Source organism: Arcobacter sp. CECT 8983 (assembly GCF_004118855.1).
In the GTDB taxonomy this organism is placed as follows: Bacteria; Campylobacterota; Campylobacteria; order Campylobacterales; family Arcobacteraceae; genus Halarcobacter.
In genome coordinates, this window is the sequence record NZ_PDKF01000024.1 from 30,823 (window position 1) to 45,956 (window position 15,134).

The 15,134-nt window shown below is 27.3% G+C and carries 16 protein-coding genes and 1 pseudogene; 8 read left to right on the forward strand and 9 right to left on the reverse strand.

The window, feature by feature from the left end:
- Window positions 1–61: 61 nt before the first annotated feature.
- The 3 genes from CRV01_RS13120 to CRV01_RS13130 are packed head-to-tail and all read left to right on the forward strand — an operon-like array spanning window position 62 to window position 3,661.
- Complete coding sequence (locus CRV01_RS13120) at window positions 62–1,585, forward strand: PAS domain-containing sensor histidine kinase (protein WP_129008803.1); 1,524 nt, start codon at window positions 62–64, stop codon at window positions 1,583–1,585.
- Entirely contained in the window at window positions 1,560–2,285 is a 726-nt protein-coding gene (gene kdsB / locus CRV01_RS13125; protein WP_129008805.1) for a 3-deoxy-manno-octulosonate cytidylyltransferase, read from the forward strand. The genes CRV01_RS13120 and kdsB overlap by 26 nt, the downstream gene beginning before the upstream one ends.
- 59 nt (window positions 2,286–2,344) lie before the next feature.
- Complete coding sequence (locus CRV01_RS13130) at window positions 2,345–3,661, forward strand: diguanylate cyclase (protein WP_129008807.1); 1,317 nt, start codon at window positions 2,345–2,347, stop codon at window positions 3,659–3,661.
- On the opposite strand, the gene lptB is transcribed toward CRV01_RS13130, so the two are convergent.
- From lptB to CRV01_RS13150, 4 genes are read right to left on the reverse strand one after another with little or no spacing between them, the layout of a single operon-like run.
- The gene (gene lptB / locus CRV01_RS13135) at window positions 3,658–4,380 is read right to left on the reverse strand and encodes an LPS export ABC transporter ATP-binding protein (protein ID WP_129008809.1); all 723 of its coding nucleotides are present in this window, start codon (window positions 4,378–4,380) and stop codon (window positions 3,658–3,660) included. The two genes, CRV01_RS13130 and lptB, sit on opposite strands and share 4 nt — an antisense overlap.
- Window positions 4,373–4,786, reverse strand: coding sequence for a tRNA (adenosine(37)-N6)-threonylcarbamoyltransferase complex ATPase subunit type 1 TsaE (gene tsaE / locus CRV01_RS13140; RefSeq protein ID WP_129008811.1), 414 nt, complete (start codon window positions 4,784–4,786; stop codon window positions 4,373–4,375). The genes lptB and tsaE overlap by 8 nt, the downstream gene beginning before the upstream one ends.
- A gap of 6 nt (window positions 4,787–4,792) precedes the next feature.
- Window positions 4,793–5,776 (reverse strand): anthranilate phosphoribosyltransferase, encoded by a 984-nt coding sequence (gene trpD / locus CRV01_RS13145; RefSeq protein WP_129008813.1) that lies wholly within the window; start codon window positions 5,774–5,776, stop codon window positions 4,793–4,795.
- Between the two features lie 4 nt (window positions 5,777–5,780).
- Window positions 5,781–6,032, reverse strand: a complete 252-nt coding sequence (locus CRV01_RS13150; RefSeq protein ID WP_129008815.1) for a S4 domain-containing protein — start codon at window positions 6,030–6,032, stop codon at window positions 5,781–5,783.
- Window positions 6,033–6,277: 245 nt separating this feature from the next.
- Here CRV01_RS13150 and CRV01_RS13155 point away from each other — a divergent pair.
- From CRV01_RS13155 to CRV01_RS13165, 3 genes and pseudogenes are all read left to right on the forward strand, one after another.
- A pseudogene (locus CRV01_RS13155) lies at window positions 6,278–7,654 on the forward strand (methyl-accepting chemotaxis protein); the annotation flags it as partial.
- Window positions 7,655–7,761: 107 nt separating this feature from the next.
- Window positions 7,762–8,997, forward strand: coding sequence for an argininosuccinate synthase (locus tag CRV01_RS13160; RefSeq protein WP_129008819.1), 1,236 nt, complete (start codon window positions 7,762–7,764; stop codon window positions 8,995–8,997).
- Window positions 8,998–9,140: 143 nt separating this feature from the next.
- Complete coding sequence (locus CRV01_RS13165; protein ID WP_129008821.1) at window positions 9,141–9,641, forward strand: gamma carbonic anhydrase family protein; 501 nt, start codon at window positions 9,141–9,143, stop codon at window positions 9,639–9,641.
- 21 nt (window positions 9,642–9,662) lie between these two features.
- Here the strand turns inward: CRV01_RS13165 and CRV01_RS13170 are convergent, their stop codons facing one another.
- From CRV01_RS13170 to CRV01_RS13180, 3 genes are read right to left on the reverse strand one after another with little or no spacing between them, the layout of a single operon-like run.
- Window positions 9,663–9,848: a hypothetical protein gene (locus CRV01_RS13170; RefSeq protein ID WP_129008823.1), complete on the reverse strand. Its 186-nt coding sequence runs from the start codon at window positions 9,846–9,848 to the stop codon at window positions 9,663–9,665.
- Between the two features lie 11 nt (window positions 9,849–9,859).
- The gene (locus tag CRV01_RS13175) at window positions 9,860–10,243 is read right to left on the reverse strand and encodes a response regulator (protein ID WP_129008825.1); all 384 of its coding nucleotides are present in this window, start codon (window positions 10,241–10,243) and stop codon (window positions 9,860–9,862) included.
- A 54-nt stretch (window positions 10,244–10,297) separates the two neighbouring features.
- Window positions 10,298–11,044 (reverse strand): response regulator transcription factor, encoded by a 747-nt coding sequence (locus tag CRV01_RS13180; RefSeq protein WP_129008827.1) that lies wholly within the window; start codon window positions 11,042–11,044, stop codon window positions 10,298–10,300.
- Window positions 11,045–11,108: 64 nt separating this feature from the next.
- On the opposite strand from CRV01_RS13180, the gene CRV01_RS13185 reads away from it, so the two are divergent.
- On the forward strand, window positions 11,109–12,149 hold the full coding sequence (locus CRV01_RS13185; RefSeq protein WP_129008829.1) for a PAS domain-containing sensor histidine kinase: 1,041 nt from the start codon (window positions 11,109–11,111) through the stop codon (window positions 12,147–12,149).
- A 20-nt stretch (window positions 12,150–12,169) separates the two neighbouring features.
- On the opposite strand, the gene CRV01_RS13190 is transcribed toward CRV01_RS13185, so the two are convergent.
- Window positions 12,170–13,090, reverse strand: a complete 921-nt coding sequence (locus CRV01_RS13190) for a dUTP diphosphatase (RefSeq protein ID WP_129008831.1) — start codon at window positions 13,088–13,090, stop codon at window positions 12,170–12,172.
- Between the two features lie 243 nt (window positions 13,091–13,333).
- Window positions 13,334–13,906, reverse strand: a complete 573-nt coding sequence (recR, locus tag CRV01_RS13200; protein WP_129008835.1) for a recombination mediator RecR — start codon at window positions 13,904–13,906, stop codon at window positions 13,334–13,336.
- Between the two features lie 69 nt (window positions 13,907–13,975).
- On the opposite strand from recR, the gene dnaJ reads away from it, so the two are divergent.
- Entirely contained in the window at window positions 13,976–15,103 is a 1,128-nt protein-coding gene (dnaJ, locus tag CRV01_RS13205) for a molecular chaperone DnaJ (protein WP_129008837.1), read from the forward strand.
- Window positions 15,104–15,134 lie beyond the last annotated feature (31 nt).

Genomic DNA, 15,134 nt, shown 5'->3' on the forward strand with positions numbered 1-15,134 from the left:
TCTTGTTTAAAGATATTATATTATAATAAAAAGAACTGAAAATAAGGTTTATTTACTAACAATGAATGAAATAGAAAAATTACAAAGAAATAATCATGAGTTACAAGAAATAATAAATAACTCTTGGGATGGTATTGGAATCATAGATTATGATACTAATCTTGTATATTTAAATAATGCTTTTGTTCCTATGCTAGGGTTTAAAAAGAATGAACTAAAAAATAAACCTTTCCTTGACTTGATGGAAGAAGAGTATAAAAAACCTTTTTTTAAACTTTTAAAAAAAGATTTTGAAGAGAATAAATATAAAGCAGAGATTGATATTGCTTGCCTAAGAAAAGATAATCAAAAAATATTTTTAAAAGTAACTATTTCTTCAATGCTTAATAAAAATCTTTTTGTTATAAATGCAAAAGATATTACAAGTAATATATCTGATGAACAAATTATTGATGATTTTGTAGTTTCAATGCATACAGATCTTCATGGACATATAACAAAAATAAGTAAAGCTTTTTTAGAGTTTTTTTCTTTTGATAAAGATTCACTAATTGGAGAGCATTACAGTAAGATAATTCATGAAGATATAGATCCAATTGTTTTTAAAAATATTAATAAGTCATTACTTACTTTTCAAGAATATAGTGGAAAGATAAAAGCTAAAAATAGTCTAAATGAAGCTATTTGGTTAAATATGAAGGCAAAAGCTATTTTCAATAAATATGGAGATATTACAGCTTATACATATCTCTTATTTGATATCACAAAGGATGTTACATCTAAAGATGAAACTTCAATTTTAAGTAAACAGGTTGAAAACTCAAAAAAAGAAATTGATATCAAAAATAAACTTCTTCAAGAACAATCAAAACTTTCAATTATGAATGAAACTTTACAAAGGTTATCCCATGAATGGAGACAACCTTTAAACTTTATTTCTATTCAAGCCCAAAAACTAGAACTTGAATACTCAATGGGAAATGAACCATCTATAGATGAGACTTTAAATGTATTAGATAATATAAAAGAAGAAGCAAATAATCTATCAAATACAATAGAAAATTTTTCAGAATTTTTAAAACCAAGTAATAAAAAAAGTGAAATAAATATTCGAAACTTTTTTGACAAGCTAAAAGAATCATTTAAAAATAAGATAGATGATTTTTCTTTTGCTTTAAACATTCAAATAAATGATGATTTGTCTTTTTTATCATATGAAGAAGATTTAAAAACACTATTTTCAAATATTTTAAATAACTCTATAGAAAATTTTGATAAAAATAATATCACTAATAGAAAAATTGATATAACCCAAAGTTTTGAAAGTGGAAAGTTATATTTTAATATTTGTGATAATGCAGGTGGAATAGATGATTCAATTTTAAATAAAATTTTTGAACCATATTTTTCAACAAAGGCTGAAAAGAATGGTGTCGGATTAGGATTATATATTTGTAAAATGATTGTAAACTTACATTTAGATGGTATAATTACAGCCACAAGTGAAAATCAAAATACAATTATAAAGATTTCAATACCTATAGAAGAGGATTTAATTAATGATAATAATACCAGCAAGACTTAATTCAAGTAGATTTGAAAATAAAATATTAGTTGATATATTAGGTTTACCTATGGTTATAAGAACTGCTAAACAAGTTAGTTCTTTAGATAAAGTAGTAATTGCTACAGATTCACAAGAAGTTATTGATTTAGCAAAAGAACATGGTTTTGATGCAGTTATGACATCAAGTGAACATCAAAGTGGTACAGATAGAATAAATGAAGCGGTAAATAAGTTAAATTTAGATGAAGATGAAATTATTGTAAATGTACAAGCTGATGAACCATTTATAGAAGAAGATGTTATTAAAGCTGTTATAAATAGAGTTAAAAAAGTAAAAGAAAATGATGAAGATATTATGATAACATCATGTTACAAAAAAATATCTTCTGAATTAGCTGATGATCCAAACCATGTAAAAGTTGTTTTAGATGAAAATAAAAATGCTATTTATTTTTCAAGGGCAAAAGTTCCATATCATAGAGACCACTATGAAAACTCTCAATATTTTGGACATTTAGGAATTTATGGTTTTACAAAAAAATCATTAAATTTATTTTGTAGCCTAAACTCATCTATTTTAGAAAATGTAGAAAAATTAGAGCAATTAAGAGCAATAGATAATGGTCATAAAATAGCGATGGTAGAAGTAGAGTCAAAATCATTTGGTATTGATACACAAGAGGACTTACAAAATGCCCTTAAGATTTTTAATAAGTAACTTCATGTTATAATGTAATATAAAAATATAAACTATTATTAAAGTTAAAGGCACTATTTATGAATAAAGAGATATTAAAAGATATTAATGTTTTATATGTAGAAGATGAAGATGATGTAAGAGAATTTACCAGTAAAACTATTAGTACAATTGTAAATAGTGTAGTAACAGCAAAAAATGGGGTAGAAGGCTTAGAAAAATTTGAAGAAAATAAAGATATTAATTTAATCTTGACAGATATTAATATGCCTAAAATGGGTGGTCTTGAAATGTGTGCTGAGATTAGAAAAGTAGATAATGAGATTCCAATTGTAATTACAAGTGCCCATAGTGACCCAGGTTTTTTAAAAAAAGCTATTGATGTAAAAGTTAGTGCATATGCTATGAAACCAATTGACCTTTATCATCTAATAGAAAGTATGATTAAAGCAGTAGAACCAATATTTTTAAGAAAAAAACTTGAGCATGTTAATTTAACATTAGCTAATAAGGTTGAAGAAGCAATAAATCAAACTAAATCAATTCTTGATGCCCAAGATAATATGGTGATTCTAACGGATTTAGAAAAAACAATAGATGCAAATAAAAAATTCCTTGAATATTTTGAAGTTAAAAACTTAAAAGATTTTTTACAAAAGTATAACTCCTTACTAGATGTACTTAAAAAAGATAATAACCTTCTAAAAAAAGATATATTTGAAGATAGCAAAAACTGGATAAGCAAACTTTCTAATTTAAGCGAAATAGATAGAATTGTCAAAATAAAAAATAAAAATGGTGAAGATAGAGTATTTACAATTAATATTGATGACTATGAACAAAAAGGAGAGCATTATGTTATCTCTTTTACTGATATTACAGAATTAAAAGAGAAATCAAATCTTTTAGAATATCAAGCAAATCATGACCAATTAACAGGTCTATTTAATAGACAAAAATTTAATGAAATATTCAAAAAAGAGATTAAAAGAGAAAAAAGATACAAAAATAATCTATCATTAATTATTTTTGACATTGATAACTTTAAAAGTATTAATGATGAGTTTGGACATAATGTAGGAGATGAAGTATTAAAAGTAATTGCAAAAGTTCTTTTAGAAAGCATTAGAGAACATGATTGCGTTGCTAGATGGGGAGGTGAAGAGTTTTTAGTGTTATTACCCCAAACAGATGAATATGGTGCAAAAAAAGTTGCAGAAAAAATTAGAGAAGCAATTGCAAAATATAAGAAAGAGGATTTACCAAAACAAATAACTGCAAGTTTTGGGATTGCAAAATTAAAAGAAGATGATGATGAAGTAAGTATTCTAAAAAAAGCAGATGATGCGCTATATGAAGCTAAAAAAAAGGGTAAAAATAGAGTTGAAGTTTTTTAAAAACTAAAACTCTCTCCTAAATAGTGTTCTCTTACACTACCATCACTTTTTATATCTTCTGCATTTCCAGAAGCTAATAAAGACCCATTTTTCATAACATAAGCTCTATGACAAATCTGTAATGTTTCTCTTACATTGTGATCTGTAATTAAAATTCCAATACCAAATTTTGTTAATTCATTGATAATTTCTTGAATATCCTTAACAGCAATTGGATCAACCCCTGCAAAAGGTTCATCTAGAAGTAAAAACTTTGGTTTTGATACTAAAGCTCTAGCAATCTCTGTTCTTCTTCTTTCTCCACCAGATAAAGAGATACCTTTTCTTTGTCTAATTGGTTCAATATTAAATACTTCAAGTAAATCTTCTACTCTTTTTCTTTGCTCTTTTTTATCTTTTGTGATAATTTCTGCTGCAAGTAAAAGATTATCTTCAACACTTAAATCCTTAAAAATAGATGATTCTTGAGGTAAGTACCCTATTCCTTTTAATGCTCTTTTGTGTAAAGGAAGCTTTGTAATCTCTTCTTCATCAAAAAATACTTTTCCACTTGTTGGTGCAACTAAGCCACAAACAGTATAAAAAGTAGTTGTTTTTCCTGCACCATTTGGTCCTAATAAACCTACAATTTCTCCTGAATTCACCTCAAGTGAAATTCCATGTAAAATTTGTGTTTTTTTGATACTCTTTTTAATATCTTCTATTCTTAATTTACTCATTTATAATATATTGCCTTTTATCATCATCTTTTTTTATATTTAATACTAATACTTCAAAGCCATAAGATTTTAATAACTCTTCTAAACGTTCATCACCCCACTCTACAAAGTGAATACCATTTTTTTCGAACTCTTCTAATAAACCTAAAGAGATAAAATCCTCTAAACTTTTATTATAAACATCATAATGGAAAACTTTTTCAGAATAAATTGATTGTAAAGAGAATGTTGGAGAATTAACAATATCATCTAAACCTAAACTCTTTACAAAATGTTTTACAAAAGTAGTTTTTCCACTTGCTAAGTCACCTCTTAAAATAATAATGCAATTATCTTGTTTTGACTTTATTAAAGAAGAGACTTTTTTTACTATTTTATCAATTTCATTTAAAGCTAAAATCAACATCTTTTCCTAGCTTAATTTTAAAGATACATCAATTATTTCTTCCAATTTAGCTTTTGCTTTTCCACTTTGAATAGTCTCTTTTGCAATCTCTATACCTTCTTTTATATCTCTAGCTTTATCATCTACTTGTAATGCTGCAGCTGCATTTAACAAGACGATATCAAGTTTTGCACCCTCTTCTTCATTAGATAATATTGCTTTTGTAATCTTTGCATTATCAACTGCATCTCCACCTAATATTGCTTCTTTAGTAGATAACTTCATTCCATATTCTTGTGGGTCTATAATAAAGTCATTAGTTCTTTGATTGATTAAACTAGTTGCATAAGTTACATCACTTATAGATATTTCATCCATCCCATCTTTTGAACTTACAACCATCGCTCTATTTGTATCTAATAAAGTAAGTGCCGTAATCATTTTATTAATATAAGAATCACTAAATACACCTATCAATTGTTTAGATACAGTTGCAGGATTAGCTAAAGGTCCTAAAATATTAAATATTGTTCTATGTGGAATTGATCTTCTAATTGGCATAACATATTTCATTGCAGGATGATGATTTTGTGCAAACATAAAACAAAAACCAGTGTCTTCTAACATCTTCGCTGTATTTTCTATAGAATGGTTTAAATTTAATCCAAGTGCTTCTAACATATCTGCACTACCACTCTTACTTGTAATACTTCGATTTCCATGTTTAGCAACATAACACCCACATGCAGATAAAAGAATTGAAACAGTAGTTGAGATATTGAATGAATTTGATTTATCCCCACCTGTCCCGCAATTATCAATTATTTTTTCTTTTAAACTATAATGTACAGGCAATGGAATTAAATGGTCCCTCATAGCACTAGCAGCACCTGCTATTTCAGCAGCAGTTTCGCCTCTTTTATATAATTCAATTAAATATTCTTTAACTTCTTCTTCGGGCAATTTATTTTCAAAAATGTCATCAAATTTTAATTTTGCCATATTAAACATACTCTTATCCTTGCACTCTTTTTACATATTCATCCATTTTTGATTTTGGAGTGGATTTTGTAGTTGGTATTTGAAGAACTTCAAATTTATCAGTTCTTTCAAGGTATTTTATTTCAATAATATCTCCAACTTTTACCTCTTTTGCTTTTTTAACAGCTTGTCCATTTATAAAGACAACTTTGTGCTCAAGCATATCTTCAGCAACAGCTCTTCTTTTAGTTATATTAACTGCATTTAAATATTTATCTATTCTCATAGTTTAAATTATATCTAAAACTATTTAAAAACACTTTTTTACAAATAAGTAAAAATTTTTAAAAATAAAGTAAAAGTAAAAAAAAATGATACTTTTAAAACACTATGTTCTATTATACTTTTTTTAACAATTGAAATATAAGTAAATAAAATTTAAATCTCACATATTTCAAGTACTCAAAAAGGGAGGTACTTATTATGTTTAACTTAGGAAAAACACAAGAGGAATCAGGAAGATTAGCTGCAATGGAAGAAAACTATGCAATTATATCATTTAAGCCTGATGGTACAATCATTCATGCAAATAATAATTTTCTAAATGCATTAGGATATTCTTTAGATGAAATTACAGGAAAACATCACAGAATGTTTTGTAATAAAAATTATGCAAACTCTACTGAGTACATGCAATTTTGGAAAGACTTAGCAAGCGGAAAATCAAAAATTGATGAGTTTGAAAGATTTAGAAAAGATGGTAGTTCAATTTGGATTCAAGCTTCATATACTCCTGTAAAAGACAATAAAGGAGTTGTAATAAGAGTAGTTAAATTTGCTCAAGATATTACAGATTCAAAAGCTGTAATAAACTCAGTTAAAGATGCTATTGATGTTGCAAAAGAAGGGAATATGAATCAAACAATAGAAAAAAGTACAAAAAACATAGCTATTGAAGAACTTAAAAATGGAATCAATGAACTATTTAAAATTGTGTCTTCTAAGGTTGATAATGATTTAAACAATATAACAAAAGCTTTACTTTCTTATCAAAATCTTGATTTTACACATAAGATAGTTGGTGATGATTTAGGTGAAACTGCAATCGGATTAAACAGTTTAGCAGATGTTATTAATAAAATGTTATTAGATAACAAAAAAAATGGACTTACGTTAGAAAAAAGTTCAAACATTCTTTTAACAAATGTTGATAATTTAAATACTAATTCAAATGCAGCTGCTGCAAGCTTAGAAGAAACAGCCGCTGCTTTAGAAGAGATTACATCAAATATATCATTAAATACACAAAATGTTATAAAAATGACTGAATTTGCAAATCAAGTTACAACTTCAGCAAACGAAGGAAAAAGTTTAGCCGAACAAACAACTGCTTCAATGAATGAAATTGATAATGAAGTCAATGCTATTAATGAAGCAATTACAGTAATTGATCAAATTGCTTTCCAAACAAATATTCTTTCACTAAATGCGGCTGTGGAAGCAGCTACTGCAGGAGAAGCAGGAAAAGGTTTTGCAGTAGTTGCACAAGAAGTTAGAAATCTTGCTTCAAGGTCAGCTGAAGCGGCAAAAGAGATTAAAGATTTAGTAGGAAAAGCAACAAGTAAAGCAAATAATGGAAAAGTTATCTCGGATAAAATGATTTTAGGATATAACGAGTTAAATGAAAATATTACTAGAACGATTGAGCTTATTTCAAATGTAGAGTCAGCTTCAAAGGAACAAGAAGCTGGAATTGTACAAATAAATGATGCAATAAATAGTCTTGACCAGCAAACACAACAAAATGCTTCAATTGCTAATGAAACTAAAGTTATAGCTCAACAAACAGATGAAATAGCTAAAATTATTGTTTCTGAAGCAAATGAAAAAGAATTTTTTGGAAAAGATACTGCTTAAATAAAAAACATAAAATAAGAAGAAAGTTATATAAACTATTTTATAGCTTTCTTTTGTTAGAATATATTCTTTAAAATAACCATTTCATAGGATATATTATGAACAAAAAAGATGTTAAAAAAGTAGTATTAGCTTACAGTGGTGGGTTAGATACTTCTACTATATTAAAATGGCTTCAAGACGAGTATAATGCAGAAGTTATAACTTTTACAGCTGATTTAGGTCAAGGTGAAGAAGTTGAACCAGCAAGAGAAAAAGCACTTGCTTGTGGAATTAAACCAGAGAATATTTTTATTTTAGATATTAAAGAAGAGTTCGTTAAAGATTATGTATTTCCAATGTTTAGAGCAAATGCAATTTATGAAGGTGAGTATTTATTAGGAACTTCTATTGCTAGACCTCTTATTGCTAAAAAACAAATTGAAATTGCTAAAAAAATGGGTGCAGATGCAGTATCACACGGTGCAACAGGAAAAGGAAATGACCAAGTAAGATTTGAACTTGGATATTTAGGATTAAATCCAGATATTACTGTAATTGCTCCTTGGAGAGAGTGGGATTTAAACTCAAGAGAAAAACTATTAGCATATGCAAAAGAGCATGGTATTGAAATAGATAAAAAACATATTGATGCAGATGGAAATCCTGCAATTTCTCCATACTCTATGGATGCTAACCTTTTACATATTTCTTATGAGGGATTATCTTTAGAGGACCCAAATGCAGAGCCAAGTGAAGATATGTGGTTATGGACAAACTCACCTGAAGAAGCTCCTAATGAACCTGAATATATCACAATTTCATATAAAAATGGAGATCCAATTGCAATTAATGGTGAAGAAATGTCACCAGCAACTATTTTAGAAACTTTAAATAAATATGGAAATAAACATGGTATTGGAAGAATTGATATTGTAGAAAATAGATATGTTGGTATGAAAGCAAGAGGTTGTTATGAAACTCCAGGTGGAACAATTATGCTTAAAGCACATAGAGCTATCGAGTCTATTACTCTTGATAGAGAAGCTGCTCATTTAAAAGATGAAATGATGCCTAAATATGCTAAATTAATTTACCAAGGATATTGGTTCTCTCCTGAAAGAGAAATGCTTCAAGCTGCAATTGATAAAACACAAGAAAATGTAGAGGGAACTGTTAAGTTAAAACTTTACAAAGGAAATGTTATTGTTGTGGGAAGAGAATCTAAAAAATCTTTATTCTCTGAAGCACACTCTACTTTCGAAGAAGATGAAGTATATAATCAAAAAGATGCAGAAGGTTTCATTAGACTTAATGCATTAAGATTTATAATCGCTGGTCAAACTAGAAAATAAATAAAATACAAAAAGGTCAAGAATTAATCTTGACCTTTTTTACTCACTCTTTCAAAAGCAAAACTTTTTAAACTATTTATCTTGAATTTTTTTATATCAATAGTTATAATTTAATACTACAATATATGATTAGGGAGAATTAGATGTTATTAAAATTTAAAGGACATTATCCAAAAGTGGCACCTACTGCATGGATTGCTCCAAGTGCAGATGTTATTGGAAAAGTTGAAATAGGAGATAACTCTTCAGTTTGGTTCGGCTGTGTTTTAAGAGGAGATGTAAATAATATTAAAATTGGAAACAATACAAATATACAAGATTTATCAATGATTCATATGGATACAGATTCTGAAACAATCTTAGGAGATAATGTAACTATAGGTCATAAAGTTATGCTTCATGGTTGTACAATTGAAGATAACTGCTTAATTGGTATGAGTGCTACAATACTAGACCATGCTATTATAGGAGAAGGAAGTATTGTTGGAGCAAACTCTCTTGTAACTTCAGGTAAAAAATTTCCTCCAAAAAGTTTAATTATGGGAAGTCCAGCAAAAGTAGTAAAAGAATTAACAGATGAAGATGTAGAGAAATTAATAAAACATGCAGGACATTATGTGGAGTATAAAAACGACTATATCTAATAAAATTAGAGTATTTTTACTCTAGTTTTCTTTACAATAACTTCTAATTTCATATTTTCCAGTTCTATAGTTTAAAACTTTTTCTTTTTTATATTCTAAACCTAAAGCTTTGCACTCTTCTTTTGTGATTTCTTCACTATTCACACAAGAAACAAAAAATAATGAACAAAAAATAAATGATACAATTGTTAAAAAAAGATTTTTCATTTAGAATCCTTTTATATTGAATCTAACACCTTCATACTACAATTAAGTAAATCTTTCATATCAAAAGGTTTTGGTATGCATTTACTAACACCTAAGCTCTTAATTCTTTCAATTATTTCTATATCAACAGCAGAAGTTATGATGCATGGAATATGAGGATTAATATTTCTAATCTCTTTAAGCATTGCTATTCCATCTTTTAGGGGCATATTGATATCTGTAATAATTAAGTCTATTTTCTCATTATTGAACTTTTCAAGACCTACTTTACCATTTTCTGCAATTATTACATTAAAAACGTAGTTTAAACAAATCTCTACATTAGATCTGACAATACTCTCATCTTCTACGTACAGAATAGTAAAATTTTTATAGTTTTGTGATGTACTTAACATGATACACCTCCCACTATAAAAATTATAGTGACAAATAGTACTATAAAGGTATCATTATTTTAAATTTATTCTGTATCCAAAACCATAAACATTTTCTAAATCTAATTCTGGAACTTTTTTTCTAAGTCTAGAAATTATGTTTTTTAAATTTGATATGCTAGGTGATTTTTCATCGTCATTAGCCCAAAGTATGGTGATTAGTTCTTCTATTGTATGAGTTTTTTCACTATACTTAAAAAGTATTTCTAGCAGTAGTATTTCTTTTTTAGTAAGCTTGATATTCTCTTTATTTTTAAGTAGTTGTTTTGTTTCTTTATTCCAAGTAAGATTATCATTTATTCTTAAAATAGTACTATTAATATTGTCTTCTTTGTTACTTTTATGATACAGTTCCTTAAGCTTTGTATATAGAACATGAACAAAAGAGTCATAATTTAAAGGTTTAGCTATAAAATGAGAGATACCAATATTTACAAGCTCTAACAGATAGTTTGATTCACTATGAGCAGACAATATTATTAAAAGTTGCTCTTTATTTATATCATAAACTTCTCTTGTAAGTTCTATACCATCTTTATTTGGCATTTTGATATCACTAATTACTACATCATAATAGGTATTGTTTTCTTTATAGAAATTTTTATACTTCTCAATAGCCTCTTGCCCATCAAAGGCAACATCAACTTTTGGAAAAATCAATTCCAATAATTCACTTGTCTCTTTTATAATATCTTTATCATCTTCAACAAAAAGAACACTTTTGTCTTTTGCATATTTTTCTAAAAGAATATAATCAACCATTTTAGCTCCTAAAAAGTGTTATTAAATTATACTATAAAGATATTTTATTCTAATTAGGAAAATAATGAATGATAATTACTTTGAATGTTTCTTTGATAATACAATAGAGGGTATTTTAATTATTGAAAATGGATTTATTATTAATATAAATCAAGCAATGCTTAATATTTTAAAATACAATAATAAAGATGAAATCATTGGAAATCTTGCAACTGGAATACTTATTCCAACAATTAATCATAAATATCTAGAATATAATAATACAACTTTTGAAGAAATTTCTTTAATAACAAAGGAAGGTGAAATAACTCCTGCTATCATAAGAATTAAAGATATTAAAGAAAACAATAAAAAGTATAAAATGGTTTTTATTCAAGATTTAACTGATTTAAAAGAGAAAGAAAGTTTACTTATAGAACAATCAAGAATGGCTGCTATGGGAGAAATGATTTCAATGATTGCTCACCAGTGGAGACAACCTTTATCTTCAATTGGAACTGCTGTTTCTAATTTAAAACTGCGTATAAATATGAAAAACTATGATGAAGATATTTTTAATAAAAAATTAGATGATGTGGAAAATTATCTAAATTATATGTCAACTACAATTGATGATTTTAGAAACTTTTTTAAAAAGGACAGAGAAAAAGAGCTTACAAGTATTACTTATATAACAGATATTGCACTAGAGATGTTATATGAAGCCTTTGAAAAAAATAATATAAAACTAGAAAATAGAAAAAACATAAAATTAGAAAATATCTTTTTATATAAAAATGAACTCTTGCAAGTAATTATAAATATATTAACAAATGCAAAAGATGCATTTGATACTAAAAAAATTCAAAATAACAATAAAATAATAATAGAGTATAAAGAATTAAAAAAAGTTCAAAAAATCATAATAAGCGATAATGCAGGGGGAATTGCAGATAATATAATTGATAAAATTTTTGACCCTTATTTTTCTACAAAAGAGAATAAAAATGGAACGGGTATTGGATTATATATGTGTAAAACTATTATTGAAAAACATTTTGATGGTAAAATAACAGTATCTAATAAAAAAGATGGTGCTTGTTTTGAAATAGTTATTTCAAAGTAAAGAAAAAGTTCTTTACTTTGTTAATTTGAAGGATAGTTTTCTTCTAGTTTAGAGTATAGTTCATCAAAACTTACATTTTCCATATCTTCTAGTAAAGAAACCATAACAACATTGTCTTCATTACCATTCCATGTTTTGATATAAGTTCCTTCTTTATAACCATGATCTTGTCTAAATTTATTTAAACAATTTTTACCAATATAAAGTTTTTGAAGCCATGTAAATGAAAGTCCAGAAATTTTACAACATCTAAAGAATTGATCAATAAACCTTTCAATTCCACTAAATGATGGCATATTTCCTGTTTCTATTGCAAGTGAAATATAAGATAATTTTTCTGCTTCTTTCACCATTGCTTTTACATCTATATCTTCTGATGCTTCATAAATACAATGAGTATTTACTAATGAAACAGCTCTAGGAACATTTGTTTCTTGTAAAATATAAGACATTAAAAAATGCCAAATATCAACTAGCTCAACATGAATATTATTCATATCAGGTTCTGAATTAATATTCTTCCAATGTTTCCAAGGAGTAGAATCAATTAACTCTGCAACTTCCATATGAATACATCTAAGCCAGTTAATCTCTTTTCCAAACTTATTTCTACCTAATTCCCAATTCTTACCATTTGTAGAGTCATTTAACTCTTTTTGTAGTAAAAACATCTCTTCTAATTTATGTGGAAAAGAAGATGCTTCTTCTAAAAGCTCTGCTAAAGGTAAGCACTCTTCAATTAATGTATCTAATGATTTATTATTTGGTAAGTCCTTATCTCCTTTTAATAAATGAATAATTAATGATACTATATAAGGAACTTCATCTTTCTCTTCCCATTCTAAAATATCAGAAGATGTAACTCCAATATATTGGACAAAATCTTCAATAGAAAGGAAACCAAGAGACTTAATACTATCTTTTAAATCTTTGTATAACAATTATAACTCCTAAACTAAATAAAGTGTTTATTATACTCAAAAATAACTTTACAAAAAATCTTGTATTATTCTTGAGGATTTTTTAATTGGAAAAATGAACAAGGCAAACCACTGCTATTTTTAACTACTACAGAGGGAATGGCCTTTGATTTAAATCCATAGGCTTTGCAACCGTGAGGTTTGTTTTGTTGCCACGTAACAAAATAGTGAATACACTTTTGGCATACTATTCTATTTGTCATTTTATATATCCACCCTACTTTGTATCGCTTTTGCTAAAGATAACATATCAACATTTTCTAAACTAACACCTGTTGGTACACCTTGGGCGATCTTTGAAAATGTTATATTAAAATCTTTTAATTTATCTTCAATATACAACATAAATGCATCATTTGATAAAGAAGGAGTAATTGCAAAAAGCGCTTCTCTTACTACATTTTCTTCCACAAAAGAGACTAGCCTTTCCATACTCTGTACTTCTAGTTCTTCAATAACAAAATATAGTCCATCAAACTGTTTTGAATCTTCTATTAAAAATATATCTTTTGCACTTTGAACAATGCATACCTTTGATGAGTCTCTTCTATCATCTAAACAGATTTCACAAATTTCATGTTCACTCATAGAACCACATTTAACACATCTTTTTATGCTTTTTAATGCACTTTCAATACTATGAGCTATTTTTATGCCACTATAGTGATCATTCATTGTAACATGATAAGCTAGTCTTAAAGCAGATTTTTTACCAATTGTAGGTAAAGACTCAAAGGCTTCAACTAAATTATAAAATTTTTCTAAACCTTTTTTCATGTAATTATTATATCAAAGATTAATAGTATTTTAGATAAAATCGCGAAAAATATATTTAGGAGTTAGCAATTGACTGAAGTGGATTACTATGAATTATTAGAAGTTGCTAGAGATAGTGATAAAGGAACAATTAAAAAAGCTTACAGAAAAATGGCAATGAAATATCATCCAGATAAAAATCCTGATGATACAGATGCAGAAGATAAGTTTAAAGCTGTAAATGAAGCATATCAAGTCCTAAGTGATGATGAAAAAAGATCTATTTATGATAGATATGGAAAAGCTGGACTTGAAGGTCATGGACAAGGTGGAGGTTTTGCTGGTGGCTTTGATGACTTAAGTTCTATCTTTGAAGAGATGTTTGGTGGTTCTGGCTTTGGAGGCTTCGGTGGAGCTTCAAGAAGACAAAGAAAAACATATAACTACAATTTAGATATTGCTATTGAATTAACAGTTGAATTTAACGAAGCAATTTTTGGATGTAAAAAAGATATAGAATATAAATACAAAAATGCTTGTGGTGACTGTAAAGGAACTGGTGCAAAAAATGGTAAACTAAATACTTGTCCTCATTGTGAAGGACAAGGACAAATTCATATGAGACAAGGTTTTATGACTTTTGCTCAAACATGTCCTCATTGTAATGGAACAGGTCAAGCTGTAACAAGTAAATGTAATACTTGTAATGGAACGGGATATGATGAAAAGAAAGAAACATTTGAAGTTAATGTTCCTGAAGGTGTAAATGATGGAAATAGAATTAGAGTTTCAAATAGAGGTAATGTAGCACCAGATGGAACAAGAGGTGATTTATATTTACAAATTAAAGTAAATGAAGATTCTCATTATGTAAGACATGATGATGATATCTATTTAGAAGTTCCTATTTTCTTTACTCAAGTAGCTCTTGGTGCAACAATCAAAATACCTGGCTTAAGAGGAGAACTTGAATTAAAAGTTCCAGCTGGAACTAGAGATAAAGAACAATTTAGATTTAGAAATGAAGGGGTTAAATCAGTTCAAGGTTATGGACAAGGTGATTTAATTGTTCAAGTTAAAATTAATTACCCTACTTCTTTAAATAGTGAACAAGAAAACCTTTTAGAAAAATTACAAGAAAGTTTTGGGGTAGAAAGTAAACCTCATGAATCAAACTTTGAAGGAATGTTTGAAAAAGTTAAAAAGTGGTTTTCTTAAAATCTTATTTGGTATACTTACCAAATAAGGT

What these genes read in the sequence shown, in the direction of transcription:
- recR (WP_129008835.1), bottom strand. Translation starts at nt 13,906, where the DNA reads ATGAAAAAAGGTTTAGAAAAATTTTATAATTTAGTTGAAGCCTTTGAG.
- CRV01_RS13150 (WP_129008815.1), bottom strand. Translation starts at nt 6,032, where the DNA reads ATGAGAATAGATAAATATTTAAATGCAGTTAATATAACTAAAAGAAGA.
- tsaE (WP_129008811.1), bottom strand. Translation starts at nt 4,786, where the DNA reads ATGTTGATTTTAGCTTTAAATGAAATTGATAAAATAGTAAAAAAAGTC.
- CRV01_RS13170 (WP_129008823.1), bottom strand. Translation starts at nt 9,848, where the DNA reads ATGAAAAATCTTTTTTTAACAATTGTATCATTTATTTTTTGTTCATTA.
- kdsB (WP_129008805.1), top strand. Translation starts at nt 1,560, where the DNA reads ATGATAATAATACCAGCAAGACTTAATTCAAGTAGATTTGAAAATAAA.
- CRV01_RS13160 (WP_129008819.1), top strand. Translation starts at nt 7,762, where the DNA reads ATGAACAAAAAAGATGTTAAAAAAGTAGTATTAGCTTACAGTGGTGGG.
- CRV01_RS13180 (WP_129008827.1), bottom strand. Translation starts at nt 11,044, where the DNA reads ATGGTTGATTATATTCTTTTAGAAAAATATGCAAAAGACAAAAGTGTT.
- CRV01_RS13120 (WP_129008803.1), top strand. Translation starts at nt 62, where the DNA reads ATGAATGAAATAGAAAAATTACAAAGAAATAATCATGAGTTACAAGAA.
- lptB (WP_129008809.1), bottom strand. Translation starts at nt 4,380, where the DNA reads ATGAGTAAATTAAGAATAGAAGATATTAAAAAGAGTATCAAAAAAACA.
- trpD (WP_129008813.1), bottom strand. Translation starts at nt 5,776, where the DNA reads ATGTTTAATATGGCAAAATTAAAATTTGATGACATTTTTGAAAATAAA.
- CRV01_RS13130 (WP_129008807.1), top strand. Translation starts at nt 2,345, where the DNA reads ATGAATAAAGAGATATTAAAAGATATTAATGTTTTATATGTAGAAGAT.
- CRV01_RS13165 (WP_129008821.1), top strand. Translation starts at nt 9,141, where the DNA reads ATGTTATTAAAATTTAAAGGACATTATCCAAAAGTGGCACCTACTGCA.
- CRV01_RS13175 (WP_129008825.1), bottom strand. Translation starts at nt 10,243, where the DNA reads ATGTTAAGTACATCACAAAACTATAAAAATTTTACTATTCTGTACGTA.
- CRV01_RS13185 (WP_129008829.1), top strand. Translation starts at nt 11,109, where the DNA reads ATGAATGATAATTACTTTGAATGTTTCTTTGATAATACAATAGAGGGT.